The organism is Acinetobacter sp. YH12108 (genome assembly GCF_013419055.1).
In the GTDB taxonomy this organism is placed as follows: Bacteria; Pseudomonadota; Gammaproteobacteria; order Pseudomonadales; family Moraxellaceae; genus Acinetobacter.
Genome location: NZ_VPAW01000005.1, coordinates 174,374 through 190,235, shown reverse-complemented (window position 1 = coordinate 190,235; position 15,862 = coordinate 174,374). Strand labels below are relative to the sequence as shown.

The 15,862-nt window shown below is 43.7% G+C and carries 15 protein-coding genes; 7 read left to right on the top strand and 8 right to left on the bottom strand.

Translation table 11 applies throughout. The annotated features are described in order from the left end of the window. Nucleotides 1-10 precede the first annotated feature (10 nt). The 4 genes from lepB to FTU46_RS04695 form a co-directional block, all read right to left on the bottom strand. Nucleotides 11-838, bottom strand: a complete 828-nt coding sequence (gene lepB / locus FTU46_RS04710) for a signal peptidase I (protein ID WP_180104444.1) — start codon at nucleotides 836-838, stop codon at nucleotides 11-13. A 21-nt stretch (nucleotides 839-859) separates the two neighbouring features. Beyond that, entirely contained in the window at nucleotides 860-2,677 is a 1,818-nt protein-coding gene (gene lepA, locus FTU46_RS04705; RefSeq protein ID WP_004784519.1) for a translation elongation factor 4, read from the bottom strand. A 260-nt stretch (nucleotides 2,678-2,937) separates the two neighbouring features. Then, the gene (locus FTU46_RS04700) at nucleotides 2,938-3,423 is read right to left on the bottom strand and encodes a thioesterase family protein (protein ID WP_180104443.1); all 486 of its coding nucleotides are present in this window, start codon (nucleotides 3,421-3,423) and stop codon (nucleotides 2,938-2,940) included. 127 nt (nucleotides 3,424-3,550) lie between these two features. Then, nucleotides 3,551-4,936, bottom strand: coding sequence for a Do family serine endopeptidase (locus FTU46_RS04695; RefSeq protein ID WP_034171221.1), 1,386 nt, complete (start codon nucleotides 4,934-4,936; stop codon nucleotides 3,551-3,553). Nucleotides 4,937-5,172: 236 nt separating this feature from the next. Here FTU46_RS04695 and nadB point away from each other — a divergent pair, with 236 nt between their 5' ends. Then, nucleotides 5,173-6,801 carry an L-aspartate oxidase gene (gene nadB, locus FTU46_RS04690; protein ID WP_180104442.1) on the top strand — a complete coding sequence of 543 codons (1,629 nt, stop codon included), beginning with the start codon at nucleotides 5,173-5,175 and terminating at the stop codon, nucleotides 6,799-6,801. Nucleotides 6,802-6,921: 120 nt separating this feature from the next. On the opposite strand, the gene FTU46_RS04685 is transcribed toward nadB, so the two are convergent. From FTU46_RS04685 to pabC, 4 genes are all read right to left on the bottom strand, one after another. After that, a complete protein-coding gene (locus FTU46_RS04685) occupies nucleotides 6,922-7,362 on the bottom strand; it encodes a PaaI family thioesterase (protein WP_180002873.1) in 441 nt (146 codons plus the stop codon). Nucleotides 7,363-7,453: 91 nt separating this feature from the next. After that, a complete protein-coding gene (gene tmk, locus FTU46_RS04680) occupies nucleotides 7,454-8,053 on the bottom strand; it encodes a dTMP kinase (RefSeq protein WP_180104441.1) in 600 nt (199 codons plus the stop codon). Between the two features lie 2 nt (nucleotides 8,054-8,055). Beyond that, on the bottom strand, nucleotides 8,056-9,114 hold the full coding sequence (gene mltG, locus FTU46_RS04675; protein ID WP_125279346.1) for an endolytic transglycosylase MltG: 1,059 nt from the start codon (nucleotides 9,112-9,114) through the stop codon (nucleotides 8,056-8,058). A 1-nt stretch (nucleotide 9,115) separates the two neighbouring features. After that, a complete protein-coding gene (gene pabC / locus FTU46_RS04670) occupies nucleotides 9,116-9,931 on the bottom strand; it encodes an aminodeoxychorismate lyase (RefSeq protein ID WP_180002812.1) in 816 nt (271 codons plus the stop codon). Nucleotides 9,932-10,092: 161 nt separating this feature from the next. Between pabC and FTU46_RS04665 the strand changes: the two genes are divergently transcribed. The 6 genes from FTU46_RS04665 (at nucleotide 10,093) to FTU46_RS04640 (ending at nucleotide 15,812) form a co-directional block, all read left to right on the top strand. Beyond that, nucleotides 10,093-11,103 carry a sulfate ABC transporter substrate-binding protein gene (locus FTU46_RS04665; RefSeq protein WP_180002810.1) on the top strand — a complete coding sequence of 337 codons (1,011 nt, stop codon included), beginning with the start codon at nucleotides 10,093-10,095 and terminating at the stop codon, nucleotides 11,101-11,103. Nucleotides 11,104-11,276: 173 nt separating this feature from the next. Next, nucleotides 11,277-12,293: a sulfate ABC transporter substrate-binding protein gene (locus FTU46_RS04660; protein WP_159124061.1), complete on the top strand. Its 1,017-nt coding sequence runs from the start codon at nucleotides 11,277-11,279 to the stop codon at nucleotides 12,291-12,293. Nucleotides 12,294-12,323: 30 nt separating this feature from the next. Beyond that, on the top strand, nucleotides 12,324-12,929 hold the full coding sequence (locus FTU46_RS04655) for an alpha/beta hydrolase (protein WP_180104440.1): 606 nt from the start codon (nucleotides 12,324-12,326) through the stop codon (nucleotides 12,927-12,929). A gap of 86 nt (nucleotides 12,930-13,015) precedes the next feature. After that, on the top strand, nucleotides 13,016-13,849 hold the full coding sequence (cysT, locus tag FTU46_RS04650) for a sulfate ABC transporter permease subunit CysT (protein ID WP_004784537.1): 834 nt from the start codon (nucleotides 13,016-13,018) through the stop codon (nucleotides 13,847-13,849). Beyond that, nucleotides 13,846-14,739 carry a sulfate ABC transporter permease subunit CysW gene (gene cysW / locus FTU46_RS04645; RefSeq protein ID WP_004784540.1) on the top strand — a complete coding sequence of 298 codons (894 nt, stop codon included), beginning with the start codon at nucleotides 13,846-13,848 and terminating at the stop codon, nucleotides 14,737-14,739. Before cysT ends, cysW begins: the two co-directional genes overlap by 4 nt. Nucleotides 14,740-14,750: 11 nt before the next feature. Further along, complete coding sequence (locus FTU46_RS04640) at nucleotides 14,751-15,812, top strand: sulfate/molybdate ABC transporter ATP-binding protein (RefSeq protein ID WP_004784543.1); 1,062 nt, start codon at nucleotides 14,751-14,753, stop codon at nucleotides 15,810-15,812. The last annotated feature ends 50 nt before the right edge of the window (nucleotides 15,813-15,862 follow it).

Genomic DNA, 15,862 nt, shown 5'->3' with positions numbered 1-15,862 from the left:
ACTGAAATAATTAATCGATTATTCCGTTTCGACTAAACGATGGCAGTTTAAAGCCAGGTTCTTTATGCATCCAGATATAGAATGCGCGACCTGTTAAGTTTTCTTCCGGAACAAAGCCCCAGAAACGACTGTCAGCACTTTGATCGCGATTATCCCCCATCGCAAAGTAATGACCTTCTGGAACTTTCACTTCCCAATATAAACCATTTTCAGTTGAAAACTTACCATTTTCTATATAGTTAAGGAATGGAGCCTGACGAGCTACATTGACTCCTTCCAGCTCACGCATAGTGAAGGTATGTTCGCCAATGGTTTCTTTATGATAAATCGAATTTGGCGTGTCCAGGCGATCTTTTTCACGACTGAATTCTACTGGAACTTTTGCTACCTTCTTACCATTAATAGTTAACTGGCCATGATCATAAACAATATGATCACCTGGCAAACCAATTACACGCTTAATATAGCTAATCGTTGGTTGTGGCGGATAGCGGAAGACCACGACATCACCACGTTCCGGGCTACCTGTATCCAGAATTTTTGTATTTACAATCGGTAATTTCACGCCATAGTCAAACTTATTGACCAGGATAAAATCACCGGTTTCCAGTGTTGGAACCATAGAATCTGATGGAATATTGAAAGGTTCGTACAGGAAAGAACGCAATACTAAAACGACGGCCAAAACCGGCCAGAAATCATAAGCCCAAGTAATAATGAAGTTTTCATTGCCCTTGCCTTTGGTCTGTCGTTGTTTCAGAACAAATTTATCCAGCAACCAGACCGCGACGAAAAATAAGGTCGCAGGAACAAGAATCAAATTAAAATCAAAATCCATGGGCTTATTATCCTTATAGTATTAGCGTTCGACTTTCAGTACAGCTAAGAACGCTTCTTGTGGAATTTCAACACTACCCACCTGTTTCATACGTTTCTTACCTTCTTTCTGTTTTGCAAGAAGTTTCTTCTTACGTGATACGTCACCACCATAACATTTTGCCAATACGTTTTTACGCATTGCTTTTACGGTAGAACGGGCAATAATTTGCGCACCAATGGCCGCCTGAATTGCCACATCAAACATCTGACGAGGAATCAGATCTTTCATTTTTTCAACCAGTGCGATCCCACGATGACGTGCATCCTGACGGTGGCAAATCATTGCTAAAGCATCGACTTTTTCACCATTGATCAGGACATCCACTTTCACCAGTGATGAACTTTCAAAACGCACAAAGTTGTAATCCAGTGACGCAAAACCACGTGAACAAGATTTCAATTTATCAAAGAAATCCATCACCACTTCGGCCATTGGAATTTCAAAAGTAACAGATACCTGGTTCGCCATGAACTTCATGTCTTTTTGTACGCCACGGCGCTCAATACATAGGGTCATGACATTACCCAGGTATTCCTGTGGCACGAGGATATGACATTCTGCAATTGGTTCACGCAGGTCTTCAACAGTTGAACCATCTGGCATTTTTGATGGGCTGTCGATGTAAATGGTATTGCCATTTTTCATCACTGCTTCATAAATTACCGTTGGTGCTGAAGAGATCAAATCCAGATCGTATTCACGTTCTAGACGCTCCTGTACGATCTCCATGTGCAGCATACCTAAGAAACCACAGCGGAAACCGAAGCCTAGAGCATCAGAACTTTCTGGTTCAAAGAACAGCGCAGAGTCATTGATTTGCAGTTTATGCAATGCTTCACGGAAAGGTTCAAAATCACTGGAATCGATTGGGAACAGGCCCGCATATACCTGTGGTTTTACTTTTTTGAAACCAGGTAATGTTGGAACTTCTGGAGTAGTTGCCAGTGTAATGGTATCACCCACTGGTGCGCCAAAAATGTCTTTAATACCGGCAATCACGAAACCAACTTCACCCGCTTCAAGGATATCGGTTTCAGTATGCTTCGGATTGAAAATACCGACTGAAGTGATGATATGTGTCTGACCAGTCGATTTCACCAGCATCTTGTCGCCCTTGCGAACACGACCCTGTTTCACACGAACCAGAGATACTACGCCCAGGTAGTTATCGAACCATGAGTCAATAATCAACGCTTGCAGCGGTGCATCACGTTCACCTGTTGGTGCAGGAATGACATTCACCAGCGTTTCAAGCACACCTTCAATACCTAGGCCAGTTTTTGCTGAACAGGTCGGTGCTTCAGTCGCTTCAATCCCGATAATATCTTCAATTTCCTGAATTACACGTTCGGGTTCAGCTTGTGGCAAGTCAATCTTGTTCAGTACTGGTAAAACTTCCAGACCCTGCTCAATGGCGGTATAGCAGTTTGCAACAGACTGCGCTTCTACACCTTGTGCTGCATCTACCACCAGTAATGCACCTTCACAGGCCGCCAAAGAACGTGAAACTTCATAAGAGAAATCCACGTGTCCCGGGGTATCAATGAAGTTTAACTGATACTCTTGGCCATTTGGATGGGTATAGTACAAGGTGACCGAAGCCGCTTTGATGGTAATCCCACGTTCGCGTTCAAGTTCCATAGAATCAAGAACTTGAGCCTGCATTTCACGATCCTGCAAACCACCACAAGTTTGAATAAAACGATCTGCCAGAGTCGATTTACCGTGGTCAATATGCGCAATAATCGAGAAGTTACGAATGTTTTTAATATCAACAGATTTTTTAGCTTGCGCCATGGGCTACCTTGAGAAAAAAACGCGTCATGCAATTTAAAAAGTCATTGCATAACAAAAGCCGAATAGAAATTGCCGAGGATTATAGCAGAATGGAGATACAGAAAAAGAATTATCTTTCTTCTCTCTCGCTTATCTTAAATACGTAACCGCTTTATGTTTTATTTTCTTTTCCTCAGCTTTTTTCCAAGAAAACAGATTGTTAAATGGGCTGCTTCCTATTTGGTAGCTAACTTCTATTCAATCTCGATATCATCACCTTATTAGATTGATTCTTCTCTTATCACCTTTGCTTCTTCACTCAAATATAAAGTAGAAAAATCATAAGGGTTAATACTGTCTGAGAGGGGCTGATAAGCTTGGGTAAAACTTGGCGACATACGCTTCGGTCGACCCGACGCAATTTCGATACAGGCCCACTGCGTGCTACCGGTAAATAGGATATTCTGATCCTGCGGACGATAAAATACATACTGTCTGAATGAATACAAGGCATTTAGATCACTTAACCAAGTTCGTAGAATCAGCTCATCCCCTTCAAATGCCGCCTTGCGATACTGGACATGATGTTCAACTGCAACCATGGCATGTTTAAGTTGCAGATACTCATTTAAACCGAGTCCTAATTGCTCGATATGCGCCGAGGCCACATCCTGCATCCACTGCACATAAACTACGTTATTCACATGTCCTAGACGATCAATATGTTCAGGTTGTACCTTTAAAACTTGGTCAAAAATACCGGTCACTTTTCTCTAATCCTTTATCGCAATTTTTTCTATATACAGAGTCTACAGAAATTATGCCTCGGGTAAATTGCGAAAAATAAAAAACCGCCTATACAAGCGGTCTTTTATTATTGAAGATTCATTTATTTTATGAAATGCGCATCCCGACAATGGCACGTTGACCCTGACGAATCAGACCGACACGGGCAACACTACCTTTTTTTAGATCTGCCACAGCTTCCACAAACTGGTTACTGTTCAAGATTGCTTTACCATTGATTTGAGTCACGACATCATTTGGCATAATCCGTGCCTGAGCTGCGATCCCGTCTCTACGGACGTCCTGAATCACTACACCACCCTTAATCTCTAAACGCTCTTTTTCAGCCGGGCTTAATTCCCGAATAGTAACGCCTAATACCGGACCTTTATTTGGCTGAGCCTGGTTTCCTGCTTTGGCTGGCGTTTCATCTGGCGCAGTCGTGAGTGTTGCATTGATATTACGGCGTTTATCATCACGTAATACTTCTAACTGGATCTGCTGTTTAGGTGCAGAACGGTTCAAATAGTTCAGCAACTGACTAGTGCGTGAAATATCAGTACCATTGTATTTTAAAATCACATCACCGGCTTGCAGACCCGCTTTAGCCGCTGGCGAGTTTGGTGCCACCTGGGTAATTAAAGAACCTTCTGGCTTAGATAATTTATAAGATTCAGCCAAAGTACGGTCGATATCTTGCAGGCTTACACCCAGATAAGAACGGGTCACTTTACCATCACGTTTCAGCTGGTCAGCTACTTCCATAGCGACATCAATGGGAATCGAAAATGACAGGCCCATATAACCGCCAGTACCACTGAAGATTCGTGAGTTCACCCCAACCACTTCACCGCGCTGGTTAAATAGCGGTCCACCCGAGTTACCTGGATTCAGGGCCACATCAGTCTGAATAAATGGGACTGCGGTTTCGCCCATCATATTACGCATCTTGGCACTGACAATCCCGGCAGAAGCGGAGTAGTCAAAACCAAAAGGTGAACCGATTGCTAATACGGGTTCACCTACACGTAATTTATCGACATCACCAGTACGCAGTTCCGGGAAACCTGAACCATTGACTTTCAACAAAGCGACGTCGGTACGCTCGTCGCTTCCCACGACTGTCGCATCAATTTCCCGACGATCATTCAAGGTAATTGTCACTTTAGACGCATCTTCAACTACGTGGTGGTTGGTCAGCAGATAGCCATCCTTACTAATGAAGAAGGCACTCCCATATCCGGTTTTTTCCTGCGGTACACGTGGCTGCGGAATAATCACCTGATTACCAAAGAAACGGCGTAAAATTTCAGGAACCTGTTGTTGCAAGAGCTCTTCTTCGCTCATTTTCTTGACAACACTCACACTGACAACTGCCGGACTGACCTGATCAACCAGGTTAGAAAAATCGACGGGTGTTACTGCCTGTAACTGAGCAGCACTCATGGTAACAGTCGCTGCAAATAATCCTTTTTTTAAATCCAGAATTTTCATATAAATTATTCACCCAAATTGTTGATAAATTTATGTAAATAGGTTTTATCACAAACTTCATATATTTTAAGTAACAATATGTTCGAAAGCTTGAATGTTGGCAACCTTTAATTTTTCTAAAGCATTAAGTTAAAGCTTTTATTAATTTTTTTCATCAATAAATGAGCACTTAAACGCTTGCCTTTTGTACAAAAAAGCGCTCTGATTAACGGACTTTTTTCAATTAGCTGATGGACATGTCTAATTTTCCCCTTACCCATCATTTTGACGTGATCATTGTGGGCAGTGGTGGTGCCGGTCTTAGTCTAGCACTTTCTTTGCCTGAACATTTTAATATTGCAGTTCTTGCCAAATCCACCCTGACCGATGCCAGTACCTATTATGCACAAGGCGGCGTTGCAGCCGTACTGGATGAGACAGACTCGATTGAACAGCATATTGATGACACCATGATTGCAGGTGTACATCTGTGTGAAATGGATGCGGTGAAGCAGACAGTTGAAGGTGGTAAGCCTTCGGTGGATTTTCTGCTGAAACACGGCGTCCAATTTACCTTGGATGAGCAGGAACAATTACATTTGACCCGTGAAGGCGGCCATTCACAGCGCCGAATCATTCACGCAGCTGATGCGACTGGGCGTGCCATTTCTACCACGTTGGTACAGCGCGCTCAGGAAAAAGAAAATATTACCATCTTTGAAAATTACATTGCGATCGACCTGATCTGCTCACAAAAACTGGGCTTAGATGGTGAAAATCGCGCTTTAGGTTTATATGCACTCAATGAAGCAAGTGCACAAGTCCACACTTTCTTAGCACCATCTACTGCTCTGGCTTGTGGCGGTGCTATGAAAGCTTATCTTTATACCTCGAACCCTGATATCGCGACCGGTGATGGGATTGCGATGGCTTATCGTGCCGGTTGCCGGGTTGCCAATATGGAATTCAACCAGTTCCATCCGACCTGTTTATATCATCCACAAGCCCGTTCATTCCTGATTACAGAAGCTATGCGTGGTGAAGGCGCCTATTTACGCCTTCCTGATGGTGAGCGCTTTATGCTGCGCTTTGATGAGCGAGCAGAACTGGCACCACGTGATATTGTGGCGCGTGCAATTGACTATGAGATTAAACGTCTGGGCATTCGTCATGTCTGGCTGGACATTACCCATAAAGATGAAGGCTTCATCAAGGAACATTTCCCGACCCTGTATGCACGTCTGCTAGAGCTTGGCATCGACATCACCAAGGAAATGATTCCTGTGGTTCCTGCTGCGCATTATACCTGTGGCGGTGTGGTCGTAGATGAAAACAGTCAGACCGATATTGCCGGGCTCTATGCCATTGGTGAAACTTCTTATACTGGCTTACATGGCGCTAACCGTATGGCCAGTAACTCACTTTTAGAATGTTTTGTATATGGCATGAGTGCTGCCAAACATATTCAAGAGAATTTCAAAGCAGATCAAACTGTCCCTGAGATACCAGAATGGGATGATTCTCAGGTCACTAACCCTGATGAAGATGTGGTTATTCTGCAAAACTGGGACGAGCTGCGTCAGACCATGTGGAACTATGTGGGTATTGTGCGTACCACTAAACGTCTGGAACGTGCTCTACACCGGATTGAGATGTTGAAGAAAGAAATTAATGAGTACTATCAGGATTATCAGGTCAGTAAGAATCTGATCGAGCTGCGTAATCTGGTACTCGTTTCAGAGATGATTGTGCGTTGTGCCATGCAACGTAAAGAATCCCGTGGCCTGCATTTCACCCTAGATTATCCAGAATTGCTGCCTGAACTACGTAAAACTGTACTAATTCCACCAAGTTTTGAAGTAGAAACTCCTTTGGTGAATGCTTAAAGATATAAATAAGGCAGATCATATTTTTAAATGTTATCTGCCTTTTCTTTGGCTGTGATTTTTTTAAGTTTTTAGAATAATCAGGTTATTTAAATAAAGCATATGATTTGTATGAGTTAATCAGCATTTTAAGGAGTGTATGGGTTCTTTACGTGGTGGAACCGAATAGGTCGCTGTCACATGGGCAACCGGCTCTTCCTGATCAATCGAATAAATCCAGACTTCTCCCACAATAAGCGCCTTCCCCACTTTCATCAATTTACTTTCCCCTCGCAGATCGACCCCGCCTGAAGGCTTACGCAGAAAATTGATATTTAAGTTCGTTGTCACTGCCAGACCAACCAGTCCAATCTCACCGAGAATGGCAATATATAAAGCCAGATCGGCCAAGGTCATCATGGTGGGCCCAGATACCGTGCCGCCGGGGCGCAGTTCCTGTTCACTGACTCGATACAGTATGGTTGCACCCTGAGGCACTACAGCTTCGATCTGACACTTTTCCAGGCTCTGCGGAAATTCCTGCTGTAAAAACTGGATGATTTCTTCTCTTGTACTTTTCATCATGTCTTATCTTCCTGATTTATTCCAATATAGAAGATTCTTCCTTGAAATAACTAGAGAAAAGTATGCCAAAAATATCTTTAGAATAAAATTATTTTAAATAAGACAGCGCCTGTTCAAACACCTGATCCGGTGTTTGAGTTGCATCCAGACATTTAATCCGCTCTGGATGACGCTGGCATAGTGTTGCATATCCAGCGCGAACTTTCTCAAAGAAAGTAACTTTCTCTTGCTCAAACCGATCCAGCGCACCTCGGGCACGAGCGCGATTCATACCCAGTTCAATCGGTGCATCCAGCCAGAACGTAATATCTGGCATACGTTCCACAAAATTTTGATTTAACAGATTCAGCTTGTTTTCACTGAGTCCACGTCCTGCACATTGATAGGCAAAACTGGCATCACTGAAGCGATCACATAAGACAATTTTTCCAGCATTTAAAGCGGGTAAAATCACTTGTGCCAGATGCTGGGCACGTGCCGCATACATCAGCAATAACTCTGTATCATGGCACATCGCTTCTTCGTGGTTTACGGCCAATAACAGCGAACGAATCTGTTCTGCCATTGGTGTGCCACCCGGCTCGCGGGTCAACACGACCTCTTTACCTTGAGCAATAAAATCATCATAGATACGACGAATGAGTGTGGTTTTTCCTACACCCTCAGTGCCTTCAAAGCTGATAAACATGCTCATTCCTTATTTTTTGAACGTAAAACAGAGAGATATTCTTGCACTGCTCTATTGTGGTCTTGCAGACTGCTGCTGAATTTATGCCCACCATTACCCGTTGCAACAAAATAAAGATTTTGTGAATTGTCCGGATGCATCGCTGCTTCAATAGCTTTTTTGCTTGGTAAGGCAATCGGTGTTGGTGGTAAGCCAGCCATGGTATAGGTGTTATAAGGTGTTGGAGTGCGTAGATCCTGACGAGTAATATTACCTTTGTAATTCTCCCCCATACCATAAATCACGGTTGGATCTGTCTGTAGACGCATGCCAATTTTCAAACGGCGCACAAATACGCCAGACACCTGTTGTAACTCGCTATCCAGACTGGTTTCTTTTTCAATGATCGATGCCATGATCAGCGCTTCATATTTATTCTGATATGGCAGATCTGATGCACGTTTTTCCCAAGCCTGATCCAGAGACTTCATCTGGCGCTGATAAAGATCGGTTAGGATCTTGCGATCCGTTTCACCTTTGGCAAAGAAATAGGTATCCGGAGCAAACAGACCTTCAGGATGATTGAATGGAATATTAAGTTCTTTGAGCAATTGATCGGTTGGCAAATTCACCACTTCTTTAGTCACCAGATCATCTTTCTTTAAGGCATCAATCAGCTGTTTAAAGGTCGTGCCTTCGATGACCAGAATCCGGTTCATCTGAGCATTTTCTGCATTGGAAATCATGTCCAGCACTGCACGGATACTCATACCTTGAGGAATTTCATAAACACCCGCCTTCATAGTGTCATGAATCATGATGCGCTGATACAGCTTTAAAATAATCGGAAAGCTGACATAATTTTCTTTGGCCAGCCGATCAATAAATCCAGAATAGGTTTCACCGTTACTAATTGCCAGTAACTGTTTTTGACCTTCTACAGGATAATCTTTCCATAGGCTAGCTTTCAGGATCAACCCTAGAACCAAGAGTATCCCGATTAGAAATAAAACTATCCCTTTCATGAAACCAGGGCGTTTGGCATTATTTTTCTTTTTGGTTTTAGACTTGGAAGCTGACATATTAATAAGGCATCTGATTCAATCGAAGACGGTTAAAAAGTTCAATACAAGCATCTACATTTAAAGCACGCTGCTCAAATTGAGTGGCAATTTTCATCGGACTGAGCGCATTGCAGAAAAACAGACTGTCGATATGGGGAATTTCATCCATTTCCACATCACGCTGCTGACAGATAATGCCCTGATCCTGCATACGTTGCAAAATTTCTGCACGCATCACACCGAAGACGCCATTATAACGAAGTTCTGGTGTAATCCATGTATTGTTTATACGAATGAAGCAATTACTGCTCACCCCTTCAACAATTGTACCCTGCACATCAGTTACCAGTGCTTCCGGCCAGCCATGCTGATCCGCTTCCTGTTTAAGCAACACCTGTTCCAGACGGTTTAAGGTTTTCAGCCCCACCAGATTTGGCATATTGAGACCAATAGCCTGTTGCAATACACCTGTCTGAATCTGCTCATAACTGAAGTCCTGTACAGTTTTCGGATAATAGAACACCCAAAGATCTGCCGGATGGTCTGGCAGGCTATAACCACGCTGTCCTATACCACGACTCAGTACAATCTTTAAGGTGCCGTTCAGTTCAGCTTCTGATTTTAATAACGCTTGCAAACTTTTTTCAATCAGGTCCAGATCAGCCTGCAAACTTAATTTTTGCTGGCTCATTCTTAAACGGGCTAGATGACGGTCTGCTAACTCGATCCGGTTTCGACGGATGCGCGCAGTAGTAAAGCAACCATCACCATAATGAAAGGCACGATCCAGCACATCTATATCTTTGACGGGTTGAGCATTTTTTAAATACAGCATGCTTTTAAGGCCTCTCTGGTGACGGATAGAGCGATGAAATATAAGCTCTGTCTATATATCTGTTTTACTCACATAAAATTCGTTTTTAATTATTTTTTATGCAAAAAATCTCCAGCTATTCTTGCCCCATCCAACAAAACAAAGAAACATTTGAGGCAAATATGAACATCCGTAAATTAAAAATTGGGGTATTGGCAGCACTTATTTCAGCAACCGCTTTTAGCGTATCTGCAAAAGACTTCCTGAACGTGTCTTATGACCCAACTCGCGAATTGTACGATAACTTTAATAAAGAATTCAGTGCTTACTGGAAAAAATCTACTGGTCAGGATGTGAACTTTAAACAGTCACATGGCGGTTCAGGTAAACAGGCACGTGCTGTCATTGATGGTCTGGATGCGGACGTCGTGACTTTGGCCCTAGCTGCAGACATTGATGAAATCGCTGCTCGTGGCCTGCTACCTAAAGACTGGCAAAAGAAATTCCCACAAAACTCAACACCTTATACCTCAACCATCGTTTTCCTGGTGAAAAAAGGCAACCCTAAAGGCATTAAAGACTGGGGCGATCTGGTGAAACCTGGCGTAGAAATCATTACACCAAACCCGAAAACCTCTGGTGGCGCGCGCTGGAACTATTTAGCAGCTTGGGCTTGGGCGAAACATCAGCCAGGCGGCAATGATACTAAAGCTCAAGACTTTGTTCGCCAGATCTACAAACAAACTAAAGTACTCGACTCAGGTGCACGTGGTTCAACCACCACTTTTGCTGAACGTGGTATCGGTGATGTATTGCTGGCTTGGGAAAATGAAGCACATCTGGCGATTCGTGAACAGCCTGGCAAGTTTGAAATCATCACCCCTTCTTTGTCGATTCTGGCTGAGCCACCAGTGGCAATCGTTGAAAAGAATGCTAAAAAAGATGGCAATGAAAATCTGGCTAAAGCTTATTTGAACTACCTGTACTCACCTGCAGGTCAAACGGTTGCTGCAAAGAATTTCTACCGCCCACGTAATGCGGCAGTATTAAAACAATACAGCAATATCTTTAAATCGCTGAAGCTGGTGACTATTGATAAAGAGTTTGGCGGTTGGGACAAGGTACAGAAAAAACACTTTGCCAATGGCGGTATCTTTGATCAGATCGTAAAGGCAAATAGCACAAAATCGTAATAATAAATGTCTATGCAATGGCCTTATTGAATAAGGCTATTGTTGTTTCAAATACTTATAAAATCTTTTATCTTATATTTTCATATAAAATTCATTTTTAATTATTTTTTATGCATAAAGAATAGGTTTATTCTTCACTCATGTTACAAAACGTGTAAGAGTTTGAGGTTCACATGAGCATTTCAACAAAACTAAAACTAGGGGTTCTTGCTGCTGTTATTTCAGCAACTTCGTTTTCTGCTGCAGCACGCGACTTTTTGAATGTCTCTTATGATCCGACGCGTGAACTCTATGAAGACGTCAACAAAGAATTTGGTAAATACTGGAAAAGCCGTACTGGCCAAAGTATTAACTTTAAACAGTCACATGGTGGTTCAGGTAAACAGGCGCGTGCCGTGATTGATGGTCTGGATGCCGATGTCGTAACTTTGGCATTAGCCGCTGACATTGATGTACTGGTCGAAAAAGCCAAACTGTTACCTGCAGACTGGCAGAAAAAATTACCACAAAACTCAACACCATACACTTCTACCATCGTATTCCTGGTACGTAAAGGCAATCCAAAGGGCATCAAGGATTGGGGTGATCTGGTAAAACCGGGTGTAGCGATTATTACACCAAATCCTAAAACTTCAGGCGGTGCACGCTGGAACTATTTAGCAGCTTGGGCATATGCAAAACACTTACCGGGCGGTAACGACAAAACTGCACAAGAATTTGTTCGTAAAATCTATAAACAAACCAAAGTACTTGATTCAGGTGCGCGTGGTTCAACTACCACTTTTGCTGAACGTGGCATCGGTGACGTATTACTGGCTTGGGAAAATGAAGCACATTTAGCCCTTCGTGAACAACCGGGCAAGTTTGAAATTGTGACTCCTTCCCTGTCAATTCTGGCTGAGCCACCCGTGGCGATTGTTGAAAAGAATGCCAATAAAAAAGGCAACAAATACTTGGCCCAAGGTTATTTAAACTTCCTTTACTCACCACTGGGTCAGGAAATCTCAGCACGTAACTTCTATCGCCCACGTAATGAAAAAATACTGGCGAAATATAGCCAAGTCTTTAAGTCATTAAAACTGGTGACTATTGATCAGGAGTTTGGTGGCTGGGATAAAGTACAGAAAGCCCACTTTGAAAATGGTGGTGTTTTTGACCAGATCGTTAAAGCTAACAGCGCAAAAAAATAATTTAAGCTGATTTCATACAGGAGCATCGACATGACTCATACGCTTATTGTTCCCGGTGTAGGTGGCAGTGAATACAATCACTGGCAAACCTGCCTGCAACACCGGCTCATGCGTTGCTCCCGTGTACAGCAAAAAGACTGGAATCATCCGGTACTGAATGTATGGGTCGCAGAATTTGTTAAAACCCTGCAAGCCATTCCAGATGATGTACAAATTGTGGCACATAGCTTTGGCTGTTTGACCAGCGTGGCAGCACTGGCCCAGCATCCTGAACTGAATACTAAAGTCAAAAATCTGGTGCTGGTTGCACCTGCCAATCCGGTACGTTTTGGGGAAAATGGTTTTGCCCGTGATAGCCAGACAGATTACAGTGCCTATTTTCAGCAGCTCAAGATTCAGGCTCCAACGACTTTGTTGATCAGTGAAAATGATCCATGGCTAAGTTTTGAAGATGCTCAGGTTCTGGCGAAAGCCTGGAAGATCAAACCGATTAATCTGGGAGCTGTAGGCCATGTCAATGTTGCTTCCGGTTTTGGTTCTTTCCCTGAAATTGAACAATATTTGATTTCAGAAAAGGCTATGCACCATATCAGCAAAGTTGATGAGAGCAAGTATTATTTTAAATTTGCATTTTAGTCCCTGCAAATTATGCTTGTGCCGATTCTATTTTCTAATTTTCGCTGGTTAACTTTAACCAGCATTCTCTCTTTTGAGGAGTAATCATGTCGCAGCGATCCCGAGTGCTGCCAGGATTTGGTCTTTCTCTAGGCTTTACCCTAGCGTATTTGTCATTAATCGTTCTGATCCCGCTATCTGCCGTTTTTATTAAATCACTCGGCATTGGCTGGGAAGGCTTATGGGAAATCCTGAGCTCTGAACGTATCTTGAAATCATTACAGCTAAGCTTTAGTTCAGCCATTATTGCTGCTTTGATTAATGTAGTTTTTGGCCTGTTACTGGCATGGTGTCTGGTGCGTTATAGCTTTCCGGGCAAACGTATTGTCGATGCACTGGTCGATCTGCCTTTTGCCCTGCCAACCGCAGTTGCCGGTATTGCTCTGACTTCTTTATATGCACCGACTGGCTGGATTGGTCAGTATTTAGATCCAATCGGCATCAAGGTGGCTTATACCCCGATCGGTATTACCCTGGCTTTGATCTTTATCGGTATTCCTTTTGTGGTCCGTACGGTACAGCCAGTTCTTTCTGATTTAGAAACTGAACTGGAAGAAGCGGCTTCTGCACTCGGTGCAAACCGTTTTCAGATTGTCACCAAAGTCATTTTCCCGATTCTGCTGCCAGCACTGATCACAGGTTTTGCTTTGGCCTTTGCACGTGGTGTCGGTGAATATGGTTCGGTCATTTTCATTGCGGGTAACCAGCCTTTTGAAACTGAAATTGCACCCTTAATGATTATTTCCCGTCTGGAAGAATATGACTATGCAGGTGCGACCACAATTGCTGTAGTGATGCTGCTCATTTCCTTTGTAATGCTCTTCCTGATTAACTTATTGCAAGCTTGGGCGAGCCGCCGTACCGGGAGAACTGCACGATGAGTTTAAATACCAACAGCAATGCGCTGGCTGAAAAGCTGCAATCCCGCGATGCGACTCGTGAGCCGACCTGGGTACGTTATACCCTGATTGCGATTGCACTGATCTTCTTTTTAAGCTGCCTGATCCTGCCTTTGGTTCTGGTCTTTGTTGAAGCATTTAAACAAGGGGTTGGCGTATATACGCAAGCCCTTGTTCATCCAGATACTTTATCTGCGGTCAAACTGACTTTACTAACGGCTGTGATCGCGGTACCAATGAATGTAATATTCGGCGTAGCTGCAGCCTGGTCAGTAGCGAAGTTTAACTTCCCTGGTAAGTCAATTTTAACCACCATTATCGATATGCCTTTCTCAGTATCACCTGTTATTGCAGGTTTGATGCTGGTACTGATTTTCGGTACTCAAGGCTGGATGGGTGGCTGGTTGATGGATAATGACATCAAGATCCTTTACGCCGTTCCTGCGATTGTTCTGGCAACGATCTTCATTACCGTACCTTTTGTAGCACGTGAGCTGATCCCTTTAATGGAAGCGCAAGGTACTGAAGAAGAAGAAGCTGCGATTGTACTCGGTGCATCTGGCTGGCAAACCTTCTGGAAAGTGACCCTGCCAAATATCAAATGGGGTCTGATTTACGGCGTAATTCTGTGTAATGCCCGCGCCATGGGTGAGTTCGGTGCAGTATCAGTGGTTTCTGGCCATATCCGTGGTGAAACCAATACTTTGCCGCTACACGTCGAAATTCTATATAACGAATATACCTTTAGTGCTGCGTTTGCCGTGTCATCGCTCCTGGCTCTCCTCGCAATTGTGACTCTGGTTCTGAAAACCTGGGTTGAACTGCGCCAGGAAAAACAAGACAAACGTAATGATGATTCAACAGTTTCTTAAGGAATGCCCACATGAGTATTCAAGTTAAAAATATTGAAAAACACTTTGGTGCATTCCATGCACTGAAAAACATTTCACTGGATTTCCCGGATGGTCAGCTGGTTGCCCTGCTCGGCCCTTCAGGCTGCGGTAAAACGACTCTACTACGTATCATTGCGGGTCTGGAATCTGCTGACGGTGGTCAGGTGATTCTGGAAGGTCAGGATGCAACCAATGTTCACGTTCGTGAACGTGAAGTGGGTTTTGTATTCCAGCACTATGCCCTGTTCCGTCATATGACCGTATTCGATAACGTGGCTTTTGGTCTACGTGTCCGTCCACGTTCAACCCGTCCATCGGAAGCAGAAATCAAAAAGCGCGTGACTCGTTTGTTAGACCTGGTTCAATTGGGCTTCCTGGCAGACCGTTATCCGGCTCAGCTTTCTGGTGGTCAGCGTCAGCGTATTGCTTTGGCTCGTGCACTAGCCGTTGAGCCACGTGTACTGTTACTGGATGAACCGTTCGGCGCGCTAGATGCCAAAGTCCGTAAAGAACTGCGCCGCTGGTTACGTACCCTGCATGATGAACTGCACATTACTTCAATTTTCGTCACTCACGATCAGGAAGAAGCCTTAGAAGTTGCAGATCAAATCGTAGTGATGAACAAAGGTAATGTGGAACAGATCGGTTCACCACGTGAAGTGTATGAAACACCGAAAACACCATTCGTGTTTGACTTCCTGGGACAAGCCAACCGCTTCGAAGGCCAGAATAATGGCGGCATACTTCAGCTAGGTGAAGACCGTATCCAGTTCGATGCCGCCAAACAGGCAGCTCAGGGTAATGTCATTGTCTTCGCTCGCCCGGATGAACTGCGTATTCATGCCCAACCACAAGAGAATGCGATTCAGGCCACGTTTATTCGTGAACTCTGGATTGCAGGAAAAGTCGTTGCAGAATTGAATGACCGCCAAGGCAATCTGATTGAAATTTCACTGACACCAGAAGAAGCCCGCGCTCATCAATTCCGTCCGGATCAAACTGTTTGGTTGAGTGCATTAAATCTGCATTTATTTGAAAACCAGGTCGCGTAAGACTGCAAGATGGGGCTTTAAAATGCCCCATCCTCTTATAGGGTAAAGAA